Raw genomic sequence first — 15219 nt, 5'->3', positions numbered from 1 at the left:
GCGCGGCAACCGGCTTGGGCCGGGGCGCGCCGCCCTTTCGTTTGACAACAACGTCATGAACCTGGCTCTTGAACCGCGGCACTGGGTGCTGCTCGTCTTCGTCGCCTCGGCGCTGTACGCGCACTTCCGCGGCCGTGTGCGTTTCAGCCTGGTGCGCGCGCTGCTGGACTTCACGGTGCTGATCGCGCCGGTGAATGCGCTGATCTACCTGTTCTCGCGCACGCCGCGCAGCCCGTACCTGCCGCTGCGGGACTTTCCGGAGCTGAAGGTCCTCACCGACAACTGGCAGCAGATCCGCGAGGAGGCGCTGCGGCTCAACGACGAGGGCTTCATCCGCGCCGCCGCCGGCCACACCGACATCGGCTTCAACAGTTTCTTCCGCACCGGCTGGAAGCGCTTCTACCTGAGCTGGTACGGGCAGGACCTGGAGTCGGCGCAGCGGCTGTGTCCGACCACGGTGGGGCTGCTCAAGGGCATCCCGTCGGTGAAGGCGGCGATGTTCGCCTCGCTGCCGCCGGGGGCCACGCTGGTGCGGCACCGTGACCCCTACGCCGGCTCGCTGCGCTACCACCTGGGCCTGGCCACGCCCAACGACCCGGACTGCTTCATCGAGGTGGACGGCCAGCGCTACCACTGGCGCGACGGCGAGGCGGTGATGTTCGACGAGACCTACATCCACCACGCCGCCAACACCACGCAGCAGCAGCGCGTGATCCTGTTCTGCGACGTGGAGCGCCCGCTGTGGACGGCGCCGGTACGCTGGTTCAACCGCCTCTTCGCGCGCCACGTCATGGCCGCTGCCGCGACGCAGAACGTGCCCGGCGAGCCCGTGGGCGCGCTCAACCGTTTCTTCCAGGGCTTCTACGCCGCGCGCAAGAAGGCCAAGGATCTCAAGGCGCGCAGCCGCACCACCTACTACGCGGGCAAGTGGGCGCTGATCCTGGCCGCGCTGTGGGCGCTGTTCTGGTGAGCGGCTGCACGCCGCATTCGTGACGAGGGCCGCGACAGCGGCCCTTTCTCATTGCGGTGCGGCGTCAACGATGCCGCCTGTGGTGGCCACGGCGGCGGGCTCACTCCTCGTCGTTGGCGGCCGGCACGGCACCGCGCTCGGTGAAGTTGGCGAAGCCGGCACGGCCCAGCGCGGGCGCCACGGCGGCCAGCGACACCGAGCGGCGCAGCAGCTCGTTGGCGTCGCGGCCGTCCTCCGGGCACAGGCTCACGCCCACGGCCACGCCCACCGCCACGGCCTGCCCCTGCAGGCTGAACGGGCGCTGCAGCGCCGCGCAGAGCTTGTCGGCCACCTTGCGCGCGTCGCCCGGCGCGTCGATCCAGGCCAGCAGCACGGCGAAGCTGTCGGCGCCGATGGAGGCGACCACGTCGCTGGCGCGCAGCCCCGCGCGCAGCCGTACCGCCACCTTGCGCCGCAGCACATGGCCCGACTCGCCGCCCAGCCGCGCCTGCACGCTGGCGAAGCCCTCCACGCGCACGGCCAGCAGCGCCATCGGCGCGGGCTCGCGCTCGCGCAGCGCCAGCAGGTGGCTGACGTGCTCGATGAGCTGGGTGTGGTTGGGCAGTCCGGTGGCCATGTCGGTGGCCCAGGCCCCGCGCGCGGCCTGCTCCAGCCGCTTGCGTTCGATGCCCAGGCGCAGCGCGCGCGCCACCTCGGCCGGCGGCGCCTGCAGCGGCAGCAGGTCCTGCACGCCGCGCCCCAGCAGCGCCAGGCCCTGGGCCGGCTGATCCAGCGTGGCCACCAGCGCGCAGTCCAGCACCGTGGCCGACAGCGCCGGCCAGTGCAGCAGCGCGCGCAGCGCCGGCCCATCGGGCAGCGCCACCCACAGCGCATCGGCCGAACGCTGCTGCTGCAGCACCGCCGCGGCGTCGAGGTCGGCGCAGGAGCGGACGTCGAATTCGCCCCAGCCCGCGGCCTCCAGCCCGGCAGGGTCGGCACCGACGACGATCAGGCGGCAGGGATTCATGGCGGCTCCGGACGCGGACATGGCAGGCATGGTACGTCGGGCGCACAAGCGATCAGGGCCGCACGCGGCGGCCCTGAGCTGGAATGTTGGAGCGGGCGAAGGGAGTCGAACCCTCGTCTTTGGCTTGGGAAGCCAAGGTAATAGCCGTTATACGACGCCCGCGAAGCTGCTCATTATAAGCACTCGAATTGGGGCTTTCGCCGCGCCAAGCGGCTCTTTCTGCCCTGCGGCGGACGGGCGCGGCACACGCGGCACAATGCGGCCCCTTTTGACGCCGCCTCCCGGCGCCCGACTTCCCCGTTTTCCGCCATGACGACCGACGACGCCACCGCCCCGCCGCCGCCCTCTTCTCCCACGCACGAGCGCGCCATCCGCAGCTACGTGCTGCGTGCCGGCCGCATGGGCACGGGCCAGCAGCGCGCGCTGGCCGAACTGGGCCCGCGCTTCGTGCTGCCCTATGCCGACGCGCCGCTGGACCCCGCCGCGGTGTTCGGCCGCCAGGCGCCGCTGGTGCTGGAGATCGGCTTCGGCATGGGCGACGCCACGGCGCAGATCGCCACGACGCTGCCCGACCACGACTTCATCGGCGTGGAGGTCCACACCCCCGGCGTGGGCGCGCTGCTCAAGCGCATCGGCGAGCAGGGCCTGAGCAACCTGCGCATCGTCCAGCACGACGCGGTGCAGGTGCTGCAGCACATGATCGCCCCGGCCTCGCTGGCGGGCATCCACATCTTCTTCCCCGACCCCTGGCACAAGAAGAAGCACAACAAGCGCCGGCTGATCCAGGGCCCGTTCGTGGCGCAGTTGGTCACGCGGCTGGCGCCCGGCGGCTACCTGCACTGCGCCACCGACTGGGAGCCCTACGCCGAGCAGATGCTCGAAGTGCTGTCGGCGGAACCGGCGCTGCAGAACACCGCCGAGGGCTACGCGCCGCGGCCCGACTACCGGCCGCTGACCAAGTTCGAGGCCCGCGGCCTGCGCCTGGGCCACGGCGTGTGGGACCTGGTGTTCAGAAAGCGCTGAGGCCCCGTTCAGCCACGCGAGGCGCGGTACGGCTCCTCGAAGTCCAGGAAGTCTTGTTCGGCCAGCGCGTCGCGCACCCAGTCCGCGACGCCGGGCGCGGTCCACACCCGCGCCATGTAGTCGGCGATGTCCTGCGGCACCGGCAGCGCGTAGGTCTGCAGCCGGCTCACCACCGGCGCGTAGTAGGCGTCGGCCGCCGAGAACTCGCCGAACAGGAAGGGCCCGCCGCTGGCCTGCAGCGCGTCGCGCCACAGCCCGACGATGCGGTCCAGGTCGCGCCGCACGCCCTCCTCGGCCAGCACGCGCTGGCCCACCTCGGGCAGCCGGGCCTCGATGTTCATCCCGCAGTTGCCGCGCAGCGCCGTGAAGCCCGAGTGCATCTCGGCGCAGATGGAACGTGCCCGTGCCCGGGCCTTCACGTCGCGCGGCCAGATCGCGTGCTGAGTGAAACGCTCGGCCACGTATTCGGTGATGGCCAGCGTGTCCCACACCGCGAGGTCGCCATCGAGCAGCACCGGCACCTTGCCCGCGGGCGTGACGGCGGCAAGCCGCCGGTAGAAGTCCGAGCCGGGCGCGAAGTCCAGGCGCAGCTTCACCTCCTCGAAGGGGATGCCGAAGTGCTTCAGCAGCACCCAGGGCCGCATCGACCACGAGGAGTAGTTCTTGTTGCCGATCACCAGACGCATGCGAGGCTCCTTCTCTTCTCTGTAGGGGGAAACCGGTGCGCGGGCCGCGGCGCGGTCGCGGCTCAGGCGGCCCACTCCACCCAGCCCGTGTAGGCCGTGAGCAGCACGATGCCGCCGAAGACGATGCGATACCAGGCAAAGGGAATGAAGTCGTGGCTGGAGACGTAGCGGATGAGCCAGCGGATGCACAGCAGCGCGCTGACGAAGGCCACCGCGGTGCCCACGGCGAAGAGCGGCAGGTCGTGCAGGAACAGCGCGTCGCGCTGCTTCCATACCGAGTACGCGCCCGCGCCCATCAGCGTCGGGATGCCCAGGTAGAAGCTGAACTCGGTGGCCGCCTTGCGCGAGAAGCCCAGCAGCATCGCGCCCATGATGGTGGCGCCCGAGCGGCTGGTGCCCGGGATCAGCGCCAGGCACTGCAGCAGCCCGACCTTGAGCGCGTCCAGCCCGCTCATCTGGTCCACCGTCTCCACGCGCGCCACGCGCTGCCCTTCCATGTCGGCCTGGCCGTAGCGGGCGCGGTGGATGCGCTCGACCCACAGGATCAGCAGCCCACCCACCACGAAGGCCAGCGCCACCGGCACCGGATGGAACAGGTGGCTCTTGATGAGCTTGCCCAGCGCCAGGCCGAACACCACCGCGGGCAGGAAGCCCACGAACACGTTGAGCGCGAAACGGCGTGCCACCGGGTCGTGCCCCAGGCCGCGCACCGTGCCCAGCAGCCGCTGGCGGTACTCCCACACCACGGCCAGCATGGCGCCGGTCTGGATGGCGATGTCGAAGACCTTGGCCGTCTCGCCCTGGAAGTCCAGCAGCGAGGCGGTGAGGATGAGGTGCCCGGTGGAGGAGATGGGCAGGAACTCCGTGAGGCCCTCGACCACGCCCATCACGGCGGCTTTCAACAGCAGCATCCAGTCCAAGACAGCTCCACGCAGCACAAAGCCCGGGATCATACCCAGCGCCCGTGGCGCGTCCGCAACGGTTGCGCCGGCAGCGGTCAGCGCGGCGCCAGGGGCGTGAAGCGCGCCACGAGGCCTTGCTCCGTGACCTCGATCGGGCCCACCGTGAGGCCGGCGCGCTGCAGCCGCCGGTGCTGCTCCTCGGGCATCTGCCACAGCGTGAAGCCTTCGAGCAGCTGCTCGGCCAGCAGCCGGCCCAGGCGCTGGCCCTGCGCCGAGAGCGCGCGCGGCGCGGTGTCGAGCTCCAGCCGTTGCACCGTCACCTGCGACAGGCGCAGCGTGGCGTCCGAGGGCTCCCAGCGCAGGCCGGTGTCGAAGCCGATGCGCCCGGCGTACTGGCTGTCGAAGAGCCGGTCGCGCAGCCCCAGCGCGAAGTCGCAGGCCAGGCGGTTGCTCTGGGGCAGCAGCGCCACGCGCGGCGCGCTCAGCGTGAGCTCCAGCACCTCCAGCACGCGCTGCGTGCGCGGGAAGCGCCGCGCCAGCCGCTCGTCGAGCTCGGCCTGCGTCAGCGTGAGCTGCGAGGGCAGCCCCAGCCCGGCGCAGCCCGCCAGGCCCAGGAACGGAAAACTCAGCAGCAGGCGGCGTCGGGCGGTGTTCATCCGGAAATTCTAGGCATCGCGCCGATGCGCCTGCCGCGCCTGCGCAAGCCCCACGCCATGGGGCCCGCCTAGAATCCGCGCCGTCGATTCACGCCGTCTAACCCACACAACCATGAACGTCGAACAAGCCCGCTTCAACATGATCGAGCAGCAGATCCGCCCCTGGGACGTGCTGGACCCGGACGTGCTCTCTCTGCTGGCGGTGATGAAGCGCGAGGACTTCGTGCCCGCCTCGCAACACGCCCTGGCCTTCGTGGACATGATGGTGCCGCTGCGCGAGGGCGGCGCCGCCGGCCAGTGCATGCTCGAACCCAAGCAGGAGGCGCGGCTGCTGCAGGAGCTGCGGCTGCAGCGCCACGAAAAGGTGCTGGAAGTGGGCGCCGGCTCGGGCTACATGGCCGCGCTGCTGGCGCACCGCGCGCAGCAGGTGATCACGCTGGAGCTGGTGCCCGAGCTGGTGGCGCTGGCCAAGGCCAACCTGCAGCGCGCCGGCATCATGAACGTCACCGTGCGCCAGGCCGACGGCTCGCAGGGCCTGCCCGCTGAGGCGCCCTTCGACGCCATCGTGCTGTCGGGCTCGGTGGCTTCGGTGCCGCAGGCGCTGCTGGAGCAGCTCAAGATCGGCGGCCGGCTCATCGCCATCGTGGGCGAGGAGCCGGTGATGCGCGCCACGCTGTTCACGCGCACCGGCGAGCGCGAGTTCGGCCAGGTCGTGCTGTTCGACACCCTGGCACCGCGCCTGCTCAAGTTCCCCGAGCCGACCCGCTTCTCCTTCTGATGAACCGCCTGCGCGTGACCGAGCTGCAGGACTTCCTGCAGGCCCACGCCGCCCAGCCGCCGGTGCTGCTGGACGTGCGCGAGCCCTGGGAGCTGCAGCGCGCGGCACTGCGGCTGCCCGGCACACGGGCGCTGGACATCCCGATGCAAGAGCTGCCCGCGCGGCTCAACGAGCTGCCCGACGACGCGCCCATCGTGTGCCTGTGCCACCACGGCGTGCGCAGCGCCCATGTCGCGGCCTACTTGGCGCGCGCGGGCTTCGACGAGGTCTGGGACGTGATCGGCGGCATCGACGCCTGGTCGCAGGAGATCGACCCCACCCTGCCGCGCTACTGAGCGCTTTTCTTTTCCGTGCCGGCCGCCCGCCCTTCGGGTGGCTGCCGAACGCGACACCCACGCCATGCCGTCCCCGATCAAACTCCGCCGCCTGGCCGGCCTGCTGCTGGCGCTGGCCGGTGCGGCGCAAGCGCAGGGCCTGACCGAGCTGTACCAGGCCGCCCGCGGCTTCGACGCCACCTACCTCAGCGCGCGCGCGCTGGCCGAGTCGGCGCCCTACCGCGCCGCCCAGAGCAAGGCGCTCAACCGGCCCAACGTGGCGCTGGCCGGCAGCGCCACCCGCACCGACGGCAGCGTGAGCAATGGCGCGTTCGACCGCTCGCGCGATGCCAACACCAAGCAGCTCGCGCTCAACGCCCGCCAGCCGCTGTTCAACCGCGCCAACGACGCCACCATCGCCCAGGCCGAGCAGAGCCTGCAGGCCTCGCTGGCCGAGCTGCAGGTGGCTGAGCAGGACCTGCTCGTGCGCGTGGCGCAGGCGTACTTCGACGTGCTGGGGGCGCAGGACACCCTCACCACCACGCGCGCGAGCAAGCAGGCCATCGCCGAGCAGCTGGCCTCGGCCAAGCGCAACTTCGAGGTCGGCACCGCCACCATCACCGACACGCGCGAGGCGCAGGCGCGCTTCGACCTGGCCACGGCGCAGGAGATCGCCGCCGACAACGACCTGCGCACCAAGCGCAACGCGCTGGACCAGCTCGTGGGCCGCAGCGGCGTGGAGCCGCTGCCGCTGCGCCAGCCGGTGCGCCTGCCGCAGGAACTCGCGCCCGAGCGCATCGAGCCGTGGCTGGAGGCCAGCCGCACGCAGCATCCGCAGGTGCAGCGCGCACAGGCTGCACTGGAGATCGCGCGGCTGGAAACCGACAAGGCCCGCGCCGGCGCCCTGCCCACCGTGGAGCTGGTGGGCGCGGTCTCGCGCAGCAACAGCAACGGCGCCAGCGTGGTGGGCACCAGCAGCGACGGCACCACGCAGACCCGCAGCATCGGCGTGCAGCTCAACCTGCCGCTGTACGCCGGGGGCTCGATCCAGAACCGCGTCGAGGAGACGCTGCGCCTGGAAGAGCGGGCCCGCAACGACCTCGAAGCCGCGCAGCGCGCCGTGGCGCTGCAGACGCGCCAGCTCTGGAGCGCCGTGTTGTCGGGCCGGGCCCAGGTCGGCGCACTGGAGGCCGCCGAGAGCTCCAGCCGCCTGGCGCTGGAAGCCACGCAGCTGGGCTACCGCGTGGGCGTGCGCGTGAACCTGGACGTGCTCAACGCCCAGACCCAGCTCTACACCACGCAGCGCGACCTCGCGCGCGCCCGCTACGACCTGCTGGTAGGCGCGCTGAAGATGCGCCAGGCCGCCGGCCTGCTGGAGCCCGGCGACCTGCAGCCGGTGGAAGGGATGCTCGGTGCCCAGTGAGGCAGCCTGCGCGGGACGGATGGGGCCGCCACCGCAGCTCTCACCCGCGCCGCGATTGTTTCCTACAAGTTGACTTCCGGCTCATACCGAATCGCTCATTGAGTTCGTTGTCGCACCGGGGTTGACAATGCGGGCCTTGGGATGCGACGCGGTGGCGCCGCAGCCCAAGCCCTTGCCTTCTCAGAGCACCGCTGGCAGCAGCCCGACGATGCGCTCGGCCATGCGCTCGGTGGCGCCGCGGTGGCGGCTGGCGAAGGTCAGCGCGCGATCGACCCAGCCGTTGCGCTGCGGGTCGATGGCCAGCGTGGCGGCGTAGACCACGCCCTGGCGGATGTCCGCGGCGCGCATGGCTGCGCGCGCCTGCACCGCCAGCTCAGCGGCCTCGGCGAAGTTGAAGGTGTGCGGCCCCAGCACCAGCGGGCAGCCGCAGGCCGCGGCTTCAATGAGGTTCTGCCCGCCCAGCGGCTCGAAGCTGCCGCCCAGCAGCCCGGCGTCGGCGCAGGCGTAGTACAGCGCCATCTCGCCGATGGAGTCGCCCAGCCACACGTCGGCACGCGCCGCCTCCTCGGGTGGGTCGCCCTCGCCCCAGCTGCTGCGGCGCACGCCGCTGAAGCCGGCCTGCGCCACCAGGCCCGCCACCTCGTCGAAGCGCTGCGGATGGCGCGGCACCAGCAGCAGCAGCGGCCGCGGCTGCGGCAGCTCGCGCCAGGCCGCCAGCAGCGGCGCCTCCTCGTTCTCGCGCGTGCTGGCGGCCAGCACCACCGGGCGCTGCAGCCGCGCGCGCCAGCGCTGCCCGCGCTCTAGCAGCGCCTTGGGCGGGGTGATGTCGAACTTCAGGTTGCCGCAGACCTCGACGAAGGGCGCGCCCATGTCGCGCAGGCGCTGCGCATCGTCCTGCGTCTGCGCCAGCACGCGCAGGAAGCGCTCGGCCGCCGGGCGCAGCAGCCAGGCGAAGCGCTCGCCCTGGCGCAGGCTCTTGGGGCTCAGCCGCGCGTTGGCCAGCACCAGGGGCACCTGCTCCCGGGCGGCGATGTGCACCAGGTTGGGCCAGACCTCGGTTTCCATCAGCACGCCCATGACCGGGCGGTGGTGGCGCAGGAAGCGGCGCACGGCACCGGGCGTGTCGTAGGGCAGCCAGGTGTGCACGTCGCCGGGGCGCAGCAGCGCGTGGCCAGCGCTCCAGCCGGTGGCGGTGGAGGTGGTCAGCAGCAAGCGCAGGTCCGGGCGCTGCGCGCGCAGCGCCGCCACCAGCGGCGCGGCGGCGCGGGTCTCGCCCAGCGACACCGCGTGCAGCCACAGCAGCCGCCGCGGCTGCGGCGCGGGGTACTCGTAGCGGCCCAGCCGCTCACCCAGGCGCTCGCGGTAGGCGGGCTCCATGCGGCCGCGGCGCCACAGGCGCAGCAGGTAGGCCGGCGTCAGCGTCCACAACAGCGCGCCATAACCCCAGCGCGCAAGCGCCTGCACCACCGCAGCGGCTCCGCGGCTCAGTGCGCCGCCGCGGCGATGCGGGCCTCGGGCTTGACGGCGCGCAGCGCGGCCATGAAATCGGCCTCGATGCGCTCCAGCGCCTCAGGCGTGTGGCCCTCGAAGCGCATCACCAGCACCGGCGTGGTATTGGAGGCGCGGATCAGGCCGAAGCCGTCGGCGTAGTCGGCGCGCAGCCCGTCGATGGTGACGAGCTCGCTGCCCGGGAACTGCGCCGTCTCGCGCAGCTTCTCGATCAGCGCATGCGGCTCGCCCTCCTCGCAGGCGACGTTGAGCTCGGGCGTGTTGAAGCTCTGCGGCAGCGCGTTGAGCACGGCGCTGGGGTCGGCCTCGCGCGAGAGGATCTCCAGCAGCCGCGCGGCGGTGTACATGCCGTCGTCGAAGCCGTACCAGCGCTCGGCAAAGAAGATGTGGCCGCTCATCTCGCCGGCGATGGGCGCGCCCGTCTCTTTGAGCTTGGCCTTGACCAGCGAGTGCCCGGTCTTCCACATCAGCGGCTGGCCGCCGGCCGCGCGCACCGCCTCGGTCAGGCGCTGGCTGCACTTGACGTCGTAGATGATCTGCGCGCCCGGCTGGCGCGAGAGGATGTCGCGCGCGAACAGCATGAGCTGGCGGTCGGGGTAGATGATCTGGCCGTCGCGCGTGACCACGCCCAGGCGGTCGCCGTCGCCGTCGAAGGCCAGGCCCAGCTCGGCCTCGGTGGCGTTGACGACCTTGATCAGGTCGGCCAGGTTCTCGGGCTTGCTGGGGTCCGGGTGGTGGTTGGGGAAGTCGCCGTCCACGCGGCTGTAGAGGTCGATGACCTCGCAGCCCAGCGCGCGCAGGATGGTCGGGGCGCTGGCGCCGGGGATGCCGTTGCCGCAGTCCACCACGATCTTCATCGGGCGCGCGAGCTTGCAGTCGCTGACGATGCGGTGCGTGTACTCGGGGACGATGTCCATGGCGCCGATGCGGCCCTGGCCCTGGACGTAGTCCTCGGCCTCCATGCGCCGGCGCAGGCCCTGGATCTCGTCGCCGTAGATGGCGCGCCCGGCCAGCACCATCTTGAAGCCGTTGTAGTCCTTGGGGTTGTGGCTGCCCGTGACCTGGATGCCGCTGTGGCAGCCGTACTGGCCGCGCGTGGCGGCCACGTAATAGAGCATGGGGGTGGTGACGGCGCCCAGGTCCACCACGTCCAGCCCCGTGGAGGCCAGGCCGCGCATCAGCGCCGCCGCCAGGCCCGGGCCGGAGACGCGGCCGTCGCGGCCCACCACCACGGCGCGCTCGCCGGCATTGATCGCCTCGGTACCGAAGGCGCGGCCGAGGTGCTCGGCAAAGGTTTCGTCGATGCTCTGTCCCACGACACCGCGGATGTCGTAGGCCTTGAACGCGGAAGCGGCTGTCTGCATGGATGTCCTCCTGGCGGGGGATTGTAGGCAGCCACTGCGGCCGTCCCGCGGGTTGGCAACGGGCCCGCGGCGCGCCGTCCCGCCCCGGGGGACGGCGCCCGCGCCCTGCCTATGATCCCGCGATGAATAGCTTGTCGTTCCCTGCTCAACCTGGCCGGCGCCCCGCCGTGCCGGCCACCATCCCAGACGCCGCACCGGACCCGGCCTCCCCCATCGGGGTGAGCGCCGCGCCGCGGCGCTCGGGAGCGGCGGCATGAAGGGACGCGACCGGCTGGAGCTCATCGTCCTGGCCGCGCTGTGGGGCGGCTCCTTCCTGTTCATGCGGCTGGCCGCGCCGGCCTTCGGCGCCTCGGGGCTGGCGGCGGTGCGGGTGGCCGTGGCCACTGCGGTGCTGCTGCCGCTGCTGGGGCTGACCCAGCCCGGCGCCCTGGCGGCCTGCCGCGGGCGCTGGGGCGCGCTGACGGTGGTGGGCCTGCTCAACTCGGCGCTGCCCTTCCTGTGCTACAGCTTCGCGGCGCAGTCCATCAGTGCCGGGCTGGCGTCGATCTTCAACGCCACCACGCCGCTGTGGGGCGCGCTGGTGGCATGGATCTGGTTCCGGGAGCGGCTGGACGGGCCGCGCCTGCTGGGCCTGGCCCTGGGCTTTGCCGGCGTGCTGGGGCTGGCCTGGGACAAGGCCAGCTTCAAGGCCGGCGCGCAGGACACGGGGCTGGCGGTGCTGGCCTGCCTGGCCGCCACGCTGATGTACGGCGTGGCCGCCAACGCCACGCGGCGCTGGCTCACGGGCGTGCCGGCGCTGGCGCTGGCCACCGGCAGCCAGGGCGTGGCCACGCTGGCCCTGGCACTGCCCGCGGCGCTGGCCTGGCCGGCGCAGCCGGCGGGCCTCACCGCCTGGAGCGCCGCGCTGGCGCTGGGCGTGCTGAGCACCGGCGTGGCCTACGTGCTGTATTTCCGGCTCATCGCGCGCGTCGGCCCAGCCCGGGCCACGACGGTGACGTACCTGATCCCGCTGTTCGCGGTGCTGTGGGGCTTCCTGGCGCTGCAGGAGGCGCTGACGCTGTCGATGCTGCTGGGCGGCGCCGTCATCCTGCTGGGCACCAGCCTGGCCACGGGCTGGTGGCGGCCCTTCGGCACCGCCGCGAAACCCAGCGCCTGAGCCCGGTACCTTCCCTGCCCCCAAACGCACCAACCCGCCGCGGCGGGTCGGACCCAAGGGGAAAGGGAGAAAAGGGCGACCTACTTCTGCTGCTGCTTGCGCTGCTGGCTCTTCTGGTCCTGCTGCTTGCGGCTGGAGCTGGACTGGTCCTGCTGCTTGTTCTGCGACTGCTTGCCCTGGCCTTGCTGCTGCTGGCTGGAGCTGCCCTTCTGCTGGTTCATGGCCTGCCTCTTTGGGGAATCGGCGACATTGCCGACACGTGCAGCGGGCAATCCCAATGCCCGCGAACCGGGGGGTGGCAGCGAGGCATGCCGCCTGCCGCAAGCCGCGCATGCATCCCTTCCGGAACGCCCGGCGCCGCTGGCTGTGCGCGGCCTCAACCGCGCTGCTGGCCCCGGTGGCGCGTGGCGCGCAGCCGCCCTTCACGCTGCTGACCTTTGGCGACTCCATCCTCGACTGCGGCCGCTACAACGCCCATGGCGTGCACCCGGGCGCCCTGCTGGTGCGCAATGACGATGCGCTGTTTCCCGAGTTCAAGGGCCGCGACCTGCAGCACCGCCGCGGCGCGGCGCGGCTGGACCACCGCGCGGTGGACGGCGCCACGGTGGCAGGCCTGCAGGCGCAGGCGCGCGGGCTGCGCCCGCCCAAGGAGCCCGCGGCCGCGCTGCTGACCGTGGGCGGCAACGACCTGCTGCGCGGCCTGGCCGGCGACGGCGGCGCGGGGCTGCGCGCCTTCGAGGCCGCGCTGGCGGAGTTCCTGCGCACCCTGCCGGTGCGCCCGGTGCTGCTGGGCACGGTGTACGACCCGACCTTCGGCGACGACACGCGCAACTTCCTGGGCGTGCCCGCGGCGCTGGCCCGCGCCAACCACCGGCGCGTCAACGACATCCTCGGCACGCTGGCCGCGCGCCACGGCCGCCTGGTGGACCTGCATGCGCATTTCCTGCGCGGCGATCCCTCCTGGTTCGTGCGCACCATCGAGCCCAGCCTCGTGGGCGCCTCCGAAGTGCGACGCGCCTTCTGGGCCGCCCTGTGAACCGGTGGCCGGACGGCGCCAGGCATGGGCACCCCGGTTGCACGCCGCCCCACTCACCGCGAAGACTCCCCATACAACCCCCCAGGAGGCCCGACGCCCATGAGCTCCACGCCCCAAGCCGCCCGGCGCGGCAAGCAAGCTCCCTCCCGACACGACGGCGCGGTGCCCCCCGCGCCGCTGGCGGCCCTGCCCGAACAGAGCGTGGTGCGGACCTACGACCGCTTCTCCTCGCTCTACGACCTGGTGTTCGGCCGCGTGCTGGAGCCCGGGCGCCGCGCCATGGCGCAGGCCGCCGCCGCGCTGCAGCCCGCCTCGGTGCTGGAAGTGGGCGTGGGCACCGGGCTGACGCTGGCCAGCTATCCGCAGCACACCCGCGTGGTGGGCGTGGACCTGTCGGCCGAGATGCTGGAGCGCGCGCGCCAGCGCGCCGCGGCGCTGCCCGGGCGCGACATCGCGCTGCACCTGATGAACGCCGAGGCCATGGACTTCGAGGACGACAGCTTCGACTGCGTCACCATGCCCTACGTGCTGTCGGTGACGCCGCAACCGTCGCGCCTGGTGGCCGAGGTGCGGCGCGTGTGCCGCCCCGGCGGCACCATCCTCGTCGTCAACCACTTCAGCGGCAGCCGTTTCTGGTGGCTCATGGAGCGCGCCGTGCGCTCGATGGCGCAGCGCGTGGGCTTCCGCTCCGACTTCGGCTTCGAGGAGAACATCCTCGTGCACGACTGGCAGCTGCAGGCCGTGCAGTCGGTCAACCTGTTCGGGCTGTCGCGCCTGGTGGTGCTGCGCAACACCAAGGGCTGAGCCGCCGTGCCCCGGCGGCTGCAGGGCGCTGGTAATTTCTTCAGCAACCGTCTTGCAAGGCTCCCGGGGCCAGGCCCGGGAGAAGCCCCTGGCGGCTTCGCGCGAACCTTCAGCGGCCGCGCAGCGGCGCGTGGTCGTGGGCCGTGCCGGAGTCGCGCAGTGAGCTCGCGGCATTGAGCCCGGCGTTGTCCGAGACGCCCACACCCAGCCGGCTCACCAGCTCGCCGCCGAGCCAGGCCGTCACCAGCGCCAGCGCCCCGGCGGCAAAGGACAGCACGAAGGCGCCGGACTCGGGCGCCTCGGGCGTGCCGTGGCGCAGCAGCCAGCTGCCCAGGAAGATTCCCATCACCACCAGGTTGCCCACGCCGTGCAGCAGCCCGATGCGCTTGGCGCGCGTGCCCGAGGGAATGGCCAGCCAGTCGATGGTGCCGAAGGGCGCGGCCACCAGCCCCGTGACCAGGCCCACGGAGATCAGGCAATAGGACACGAAGGCCATCGTGCCGTTGCCGCCGACCAGGTAGATCAGGTCGAACAGCAGGGCCGTGGCCAGCAGGCCCAGCGGGAAGGCAATGAGCTGCTGGTGCACGGGATGGCCCAGCAGGCGGGCGCGGCTTTCCATGACGAGACTCCTTCGGCGCCGGGGCGCCGTGCAAACGGGCGTGGAACCAAAACCACCGGCAGAGCGCACGGCAAGGCTTGCGGTAAAGGCCTGGCCAGCCAGGCCGGTGGGCTGCGCATCGCGTCGCAATCGGGATGCCGGCCCCGGCCCGGTGGCGGGCTTCCCCAGGGCATGGCCCGGGCATGGGCTCGGGAACCAACCTTGCCGTGGCAGCCGTATCGACATGACGGGAGTACGGAGCATGAGGAAGCTGAGCGGGCGCCTGGCGACCCTGCTGGCGGGTGCGGTGCTGGCCGGTGCAGCCTGGGCCGCGCCACGGGCGGATTTCGGCACCGAGCGCGTCTCGACGGCGGCACGCACCGTGGCCGACTGGGTGGTGACCTCGGGCGACGCGGCGCAGCGGCCCTTCCTGATCGTGGACAAGCGCCAGGCCCGGCTTTACGTGTTCGAGCCCGGCGGGCTGCTGCGCGGCGCCGCGCCGGTACTGCTGGGCTTGGCGCGCGGCGACGACACGGTGCCGGGCATCGGCGAGCGGCCGCTGGCGCAGGTCAAGCCGCACGAGCGCACCACGCCGGCCGGGCGCTTCGAAGGCGAGATCGGCCGCAACCTGCGCGGCGAGGACGTGCTGTGGGTGGACTACGACGCCGCGGTGTCCATGCACCGCGTGCTCACCACCAACCCGGTCGAGCGCCGGCTGCAGCGCCTGGCCAGCCCGGGCGTGGCCGACAACCGCATCTCCTATGGCTGCATCAACGTGCCCACGAAGTTCTTCGAGACCGTGCTGATGCCGGTGAGCCGCGCCGGCCAGCCGCCGGTGGTGTACGTGCTGCCCGACGTGCGCCCGTTGCGCGAGGTGTTCCTGCGCATGCCGGCGGCCCGGTCGGCACTGGCCCAGGGCTCGGACGGCGCCCGGCGCCTGCGCTGAGCCGGGCGGCCATCGGGCCCTCGGCGCCACCCCACAGGGCAAAGGGAC

The 15219-nt window shown here is 72.4% G+C and carries 17 protein-coding genes and 1 tRNA gene; 9 read left to right on the top strand and 9 right to left on the bottom strand.

What is annotated here, in order from left to right:
• Nucleotides 1-55 precede the first annotated feature (55 nt).
• Nucleotides 56-970: an aspartyl/asparaginyl beta-hydroxylase domain-containing protein gene (locus tag HHL10_RS04310; protein WP_169159108.1), complete on the top strand. Its 915-nt coding sequence runs from the start codon at nucleotides 56-58 to the stop codon at nucleotides 968-970.
• 100 nt (nucleotides 971-1070) lie between these two features.
• Here HHL10_RS04310 and HHL10_RS04305 read toward each other — a convergent pair whose 3' ends face one another.
• Both HHL10_RS04305 and HHL10_RS04300 read right to left on the bottom strand, forming a co-directional pair.
• Nucleotides 1071-1976: a GGDEF domain-containing protein gene (locus tag HHL10_RS04305; RefSeq protein WP_169159107.1), complete on the bottom strand. Its 906-nt coding sequence runs from the start codon at nucleotides 1974-1976 to the stop codon at nucleotides 1071-1073.
• An 87-nt stretch (nucleotides 1977-2063) separates the two neighbouring features.
• A tRNA-Gly gene (locus tag HHL10_RS04300) sits at nucleotides 2064-2138 on the bottom strand.
• A gap of 147 nt (nucleotides 2139-2285) precedes the next feature.
• Here HHL10_RS04300 and trmB point away from each other — a divergent pair.
• Nucleotides 2286-2999, top strand: coding sequence for a tRNA (guanosine(46)-N7)-methyltransferase TrmB (gene trmB / locus HHL10_RS04295; RefSeq protein WP_169159106.1), 714 nt, complete (start codon nucleotides 2286-2288; stop codon nucleotides 2997-2999).
• Nucleotides 3000-3007: 8 nt separating this feature from the next.
• Here trmB and HHL10_RS04290 read toward each other — a convergent pair whose 3' ends face one another.
• The 3 genes from HHL10_RS04290 to HHL10_RS04280 form a co-directional block, all read right to left on the bottom strand.
• Entirely contained in the window at nucleotides 3008-3685 is a 678-nt protein-coding gene (locus tag HHL10_RS04290; protein ID WP_169159105.1) for a glutathione S-transferase family protein, read from the bottom strand.
• 62 nt (nucleotides 3686-3747) lie between these two features.
• A complete protein-coding gene (locus HHL10_RS04285; protein ID WP_169159104.1) occupies nucleotides 3748-4605 on the bottom strand; it encodes an undecaprenyl-diphosphate phosphatase in 858 nt (285 codons plus the stop codon).
• A gap of 77 nt (nucleotides 4606-4682) precedes the next feature.
• Nucleotides 4683-5243, bottom strand: a complete 561-nt coding sequence (locus HHL10_RS04280; RefSeq protein ID WP_169159103.1) for a hypothetical protein — start codon at nucleotides 5241-5243, stop codon at nucleotides 4683-4685.
• A gap of 112 nt (nucleotides 5244-5355) precedes the next feature.
• Between HHL10_RS04280 and HHL10_RS04275 the strand changes: the two genes are divergently transcribed.
• From HHL10_RS04275 to HHL10_RS04265, 3 genes are all read left to right on the top strand, one after another.
• Nucleotides 5356-6021 carry a protein-L-isoaspartate O-methyltransferase family protein gene (locus HHL10_RS04275; RefSeq protein WP_169159102.1) on the top strand — a complete coding sequence of 222 codons (666 nt, stop codon included), beginning with the start codon at nucleotides 5356-5358 and terminating at the stop codon, nucleotides 6019-6021.
• Nucleotides 6021-6356, top strand: a complete 336-nt coding sequence (locus HHL10_RS04270) for a rhodanese-like domain-containing protein (RefSeq protein WP_205832905.1) — start codon at nucleotides 6021-6023, stop codon at nucleotides 6354-6356. The genes HHL10_RS04275 and HHL10_RS04270 overlap by 1 nt, the downstream gene beginning before the upstream one ends.
• Nucleotides 6357-6420: 64 nt before the next feature.
• Nucleotides 6421-7758, top strand: coding sequence for a TolC family outer membrane protein (locus tag HHL10_RS04265; RefSeq protein WP_169159101.1), 1338 nt, complete (start codon nucleotides 6421-6423; stop codon nucleotides 7756-7758).
• Nucleotides 7759-7938: 180 nt separating this feature from the next.
• On the opposite strand, the gene HHL10_RS04260 is transcribed toward HHL10_RS04265, so the two are convergent.
• Together HHL10_RS04260 and HHL10_RS04255 are read right to left on the bottom strand one after the other, a co-directional pair.
• The gene (locus HHL10_RS04260) at nucleotides 7939-9225 is read right to left on the bottom strand and encodes a 3-deoxy-D-manno-octulosonic acid transferase (protein ID WP_310734519.1); all 1287 of its coding nucleotides are present in this window, start codon (nucleotides 9223-9225) and stop codon (nucleotides 7939-7941) included.
• Nucleotides 9226-9242: 17 nt separating this feature from the next.
• A complete protein-coding gene (locus tag HHL10_RS04255) occupies nucleotides 9243-10631 on the bottom strand; it encodes a phosphomannomutase/phosphoglucomutase (RefSeq protein WP_169159100.1) in 1389 nt (462 codons plus the stop codon).
• 253 nt (nucleotides 10632-10884) lie between these two features.
• Here HHL10_RS04255 and HHL10_RS04250 point away from each other — a divergent pair, with 253 nt between their 5' ends.
• Nucleotides 10885-11787, top strand: coding sequence for a DMT family transporter (locus HHL10_RS04250; RefSeq protein ID WP_169159099.1), 903 nt, complete (start codon nucleotides 10885-10887; stop codon nucleotides 11785-11787).
• Between the two features lie 80 nt (nucleotides 11788-11867).
• On the opposite strand, the gene HHL10_RS04245 is transcribed toward HHL10_RS04250, so the two are convergent.
• The gene (locus HHL10_RS04245) at nucleotides 11868-12008 is read right to left on the bottom strand and encodes a hypothetical protein (protein ID WP_169159098.1); all 141 of its coding nucleotides are present in this window, start codon (nucleotides 12006-12008) and stop codon (nucleotides 11868-11870) included.
• A 110-nt stretch (nucleotides 12009-12118) separates the two neighbouring features.
• Between HHL10_RS04245 and HHL10_RS04240 the strand changes: the two genes are divergently transcribed.
• On the top strand, nucleotides 12119-12823 hold the full coding sequence (locus tag HHL10_RS04240) for an SGNH/GDSL hydrolase family protein (RefSeq protein ID WP_169159097.1): 705 nt from the start codon (nucleotides 12119-12121) through the stop codon (nucleotides 12821-12823).
• Between the two features lie 99 nt (nucleotides 12824-12922).
• The gene (locus HHL10_RS04235; RefSeq protein WP_169159096.1) at nucleotides 12923-13627 is read left to right on the top strand and encodes a class I SAM-dependent methyltransferase; all 705 of its coding nucleotides are present in this window, start codon (nucleotides 12923-12925) and stop codon (nucleotides 13625-13627) included.
• 109 nt (nucleotides 13628-13736) lie between these two features.
• On the opposite strand, the gene HHL10_RS04230 is transcribed toward HHL10_RS04235, so the two are convergent.
• Complete coding sequence (locus HHL10_RS04230) at nucleotides 13737-14246, bottom strand: DUF2231 domain-containing protein (protein WP_169159095.1); 510 nt, start codon at nucleotides 14244-14246, stop codon at nucleotides 13737-13739.
• A gap of 241 nt (nucleotides 14247-14487) precedes the next feature.
• Here HHL10_RS04230 and HHL10_RS04225 point away from each other — a divergent pair, with 241 nt between their 5' ends.
• The gene (locus HHL10_RS04225) at nucleotides 14488-15171 is read left to right on the top strand and encodes a L,D-transpeptidase family protein (protein WP_205832904.1); all 684 of its coding nucleotides are present in this window, start codon (nucleotides 14488-14490) and stop codon (nucleotides 15169-15171) included.
• Nucleotides 15172-15219 lie beyond the last annotated feature (48 nt).

The organism is Azohydromonas caseinilytica, assembly GCF_012927045.1.
GTDB lineage: Bacteria > Pseudomonadota > Gammaproteobacteria > Burkholderiales > Burkholderiaceae_C > Azohydromonas > Azohydromonas caseinilytica.
This window is presented reverse-complemented; position numbering and strand designations above follow the sequence as displayed.

Bases quoted from the DNA above. Each gene is read 5' to 3' on its own strand.
- HHL10_RS04310 (WP_169159108.1), top strand. From the start codon at position 56: ATGAACCTGGCTCTTGAACCGCGGCACTGGGTGCTGCTCGTCTTCGTC.
- HHL10_RS04305 (WP_169159107.1), bottom strand. From the start codon at position 1,976: ATGAATCCCTGCCGCCTGATCGTCGTCGGTGCCGACCCTGCCGGGCTG.
- trmB (WP_169159106.1), top strand. From the start codon at position 2,286: ATGACGACCGACGACGCCACCGCCCCGCCGCCGCCCTCTTCTCCCACG.
- HHL10_RS04290 (WP_169159105.1), bottom strand. From the start codon at position 3,685: ATGCGTCTGGTGATCGGCAACAAGAACTACTCCTCGTGGTCGATGCGG.
- HHL10_RS04280 (WP_169159103.1), bottom strand. From the start codon at position 5,243: ATGAACACCGCCCGACGCCGCCTGCTGCTGAGTTTTCCGTTCCTGGGC.
- HHL10_RS04275 (WP_169159102.1), top strand. From the start codon at position 5,356: ATGAACGTCGAACAAGCCCGCTTCAACATGATCGAGCAGCAGATCCGC.
- HHL10_RS04270 (WP_205832905.1), top strand. From the start codon at position 6,021: ATGAACCGCCTGCGCGTGACCGAGCTGCAGGACTTCCTGCAGGCCCAC.
- HHL10_RS04265 (WP_169159101.1), top strand. From the start codon at position 6,421: ATGCCGTCCCCGATCAAACTCCGCCGCCTGGCCGGCCTGCTGCTGGCG.
- HHL10_RS04255 (WP_169159100.1), bottom strand. From the start codon at position 10,631: ATGCAGACAGCCGCTTCCGCGTTCAAGGCCTACGACATCCGCGGTGTC.
- HHL10_RS04250 (WP_169159099.1), top strand. From the start codon at position 10,885: ATGAAGGGACGCGACCGGCTGGAGCTCATCGTCCTGGCCGCGCTGTGG.
- HHL10_RS04245 (WP_169159098.1), bottom strand. From the start codon at position 12,008: ATGAACCAGCAGAAGGGCAGCTCCAGCCAGCAGCAGCAAGGCCAGGGC.
- HHL10_RS04240 (WP_169159097.1), top strand. From the start codon at position 12,119: ATGCATCCCTTCCGGAACGCCCGGCGCCGCTGGCTGTGCGCGGCCTCA.
- HHL10_RS04235 (WP_169159096.1), top strand. From the start codon at position 12,923: ATGAGCTCCACGCCCCAAGCCGCCCGGCGCGGCAAGCAAGCTCCCTCC.
- HHL10_RS04230 (WP_169159095.1), bottom strand. From the start codon at position 14,246: ATGGAAAGCCGCGCCCGCCTGCTGGGCCATCCCGTGCACCAGCAGCTC.
- HHL10_RS04225 (WP_205832904.1), top strand. From the start codon at position 14,488: ATGAGGAAGCTGAGCGGGCGCCTGGCGACCCTGCTGGCGGGTGCGGTG.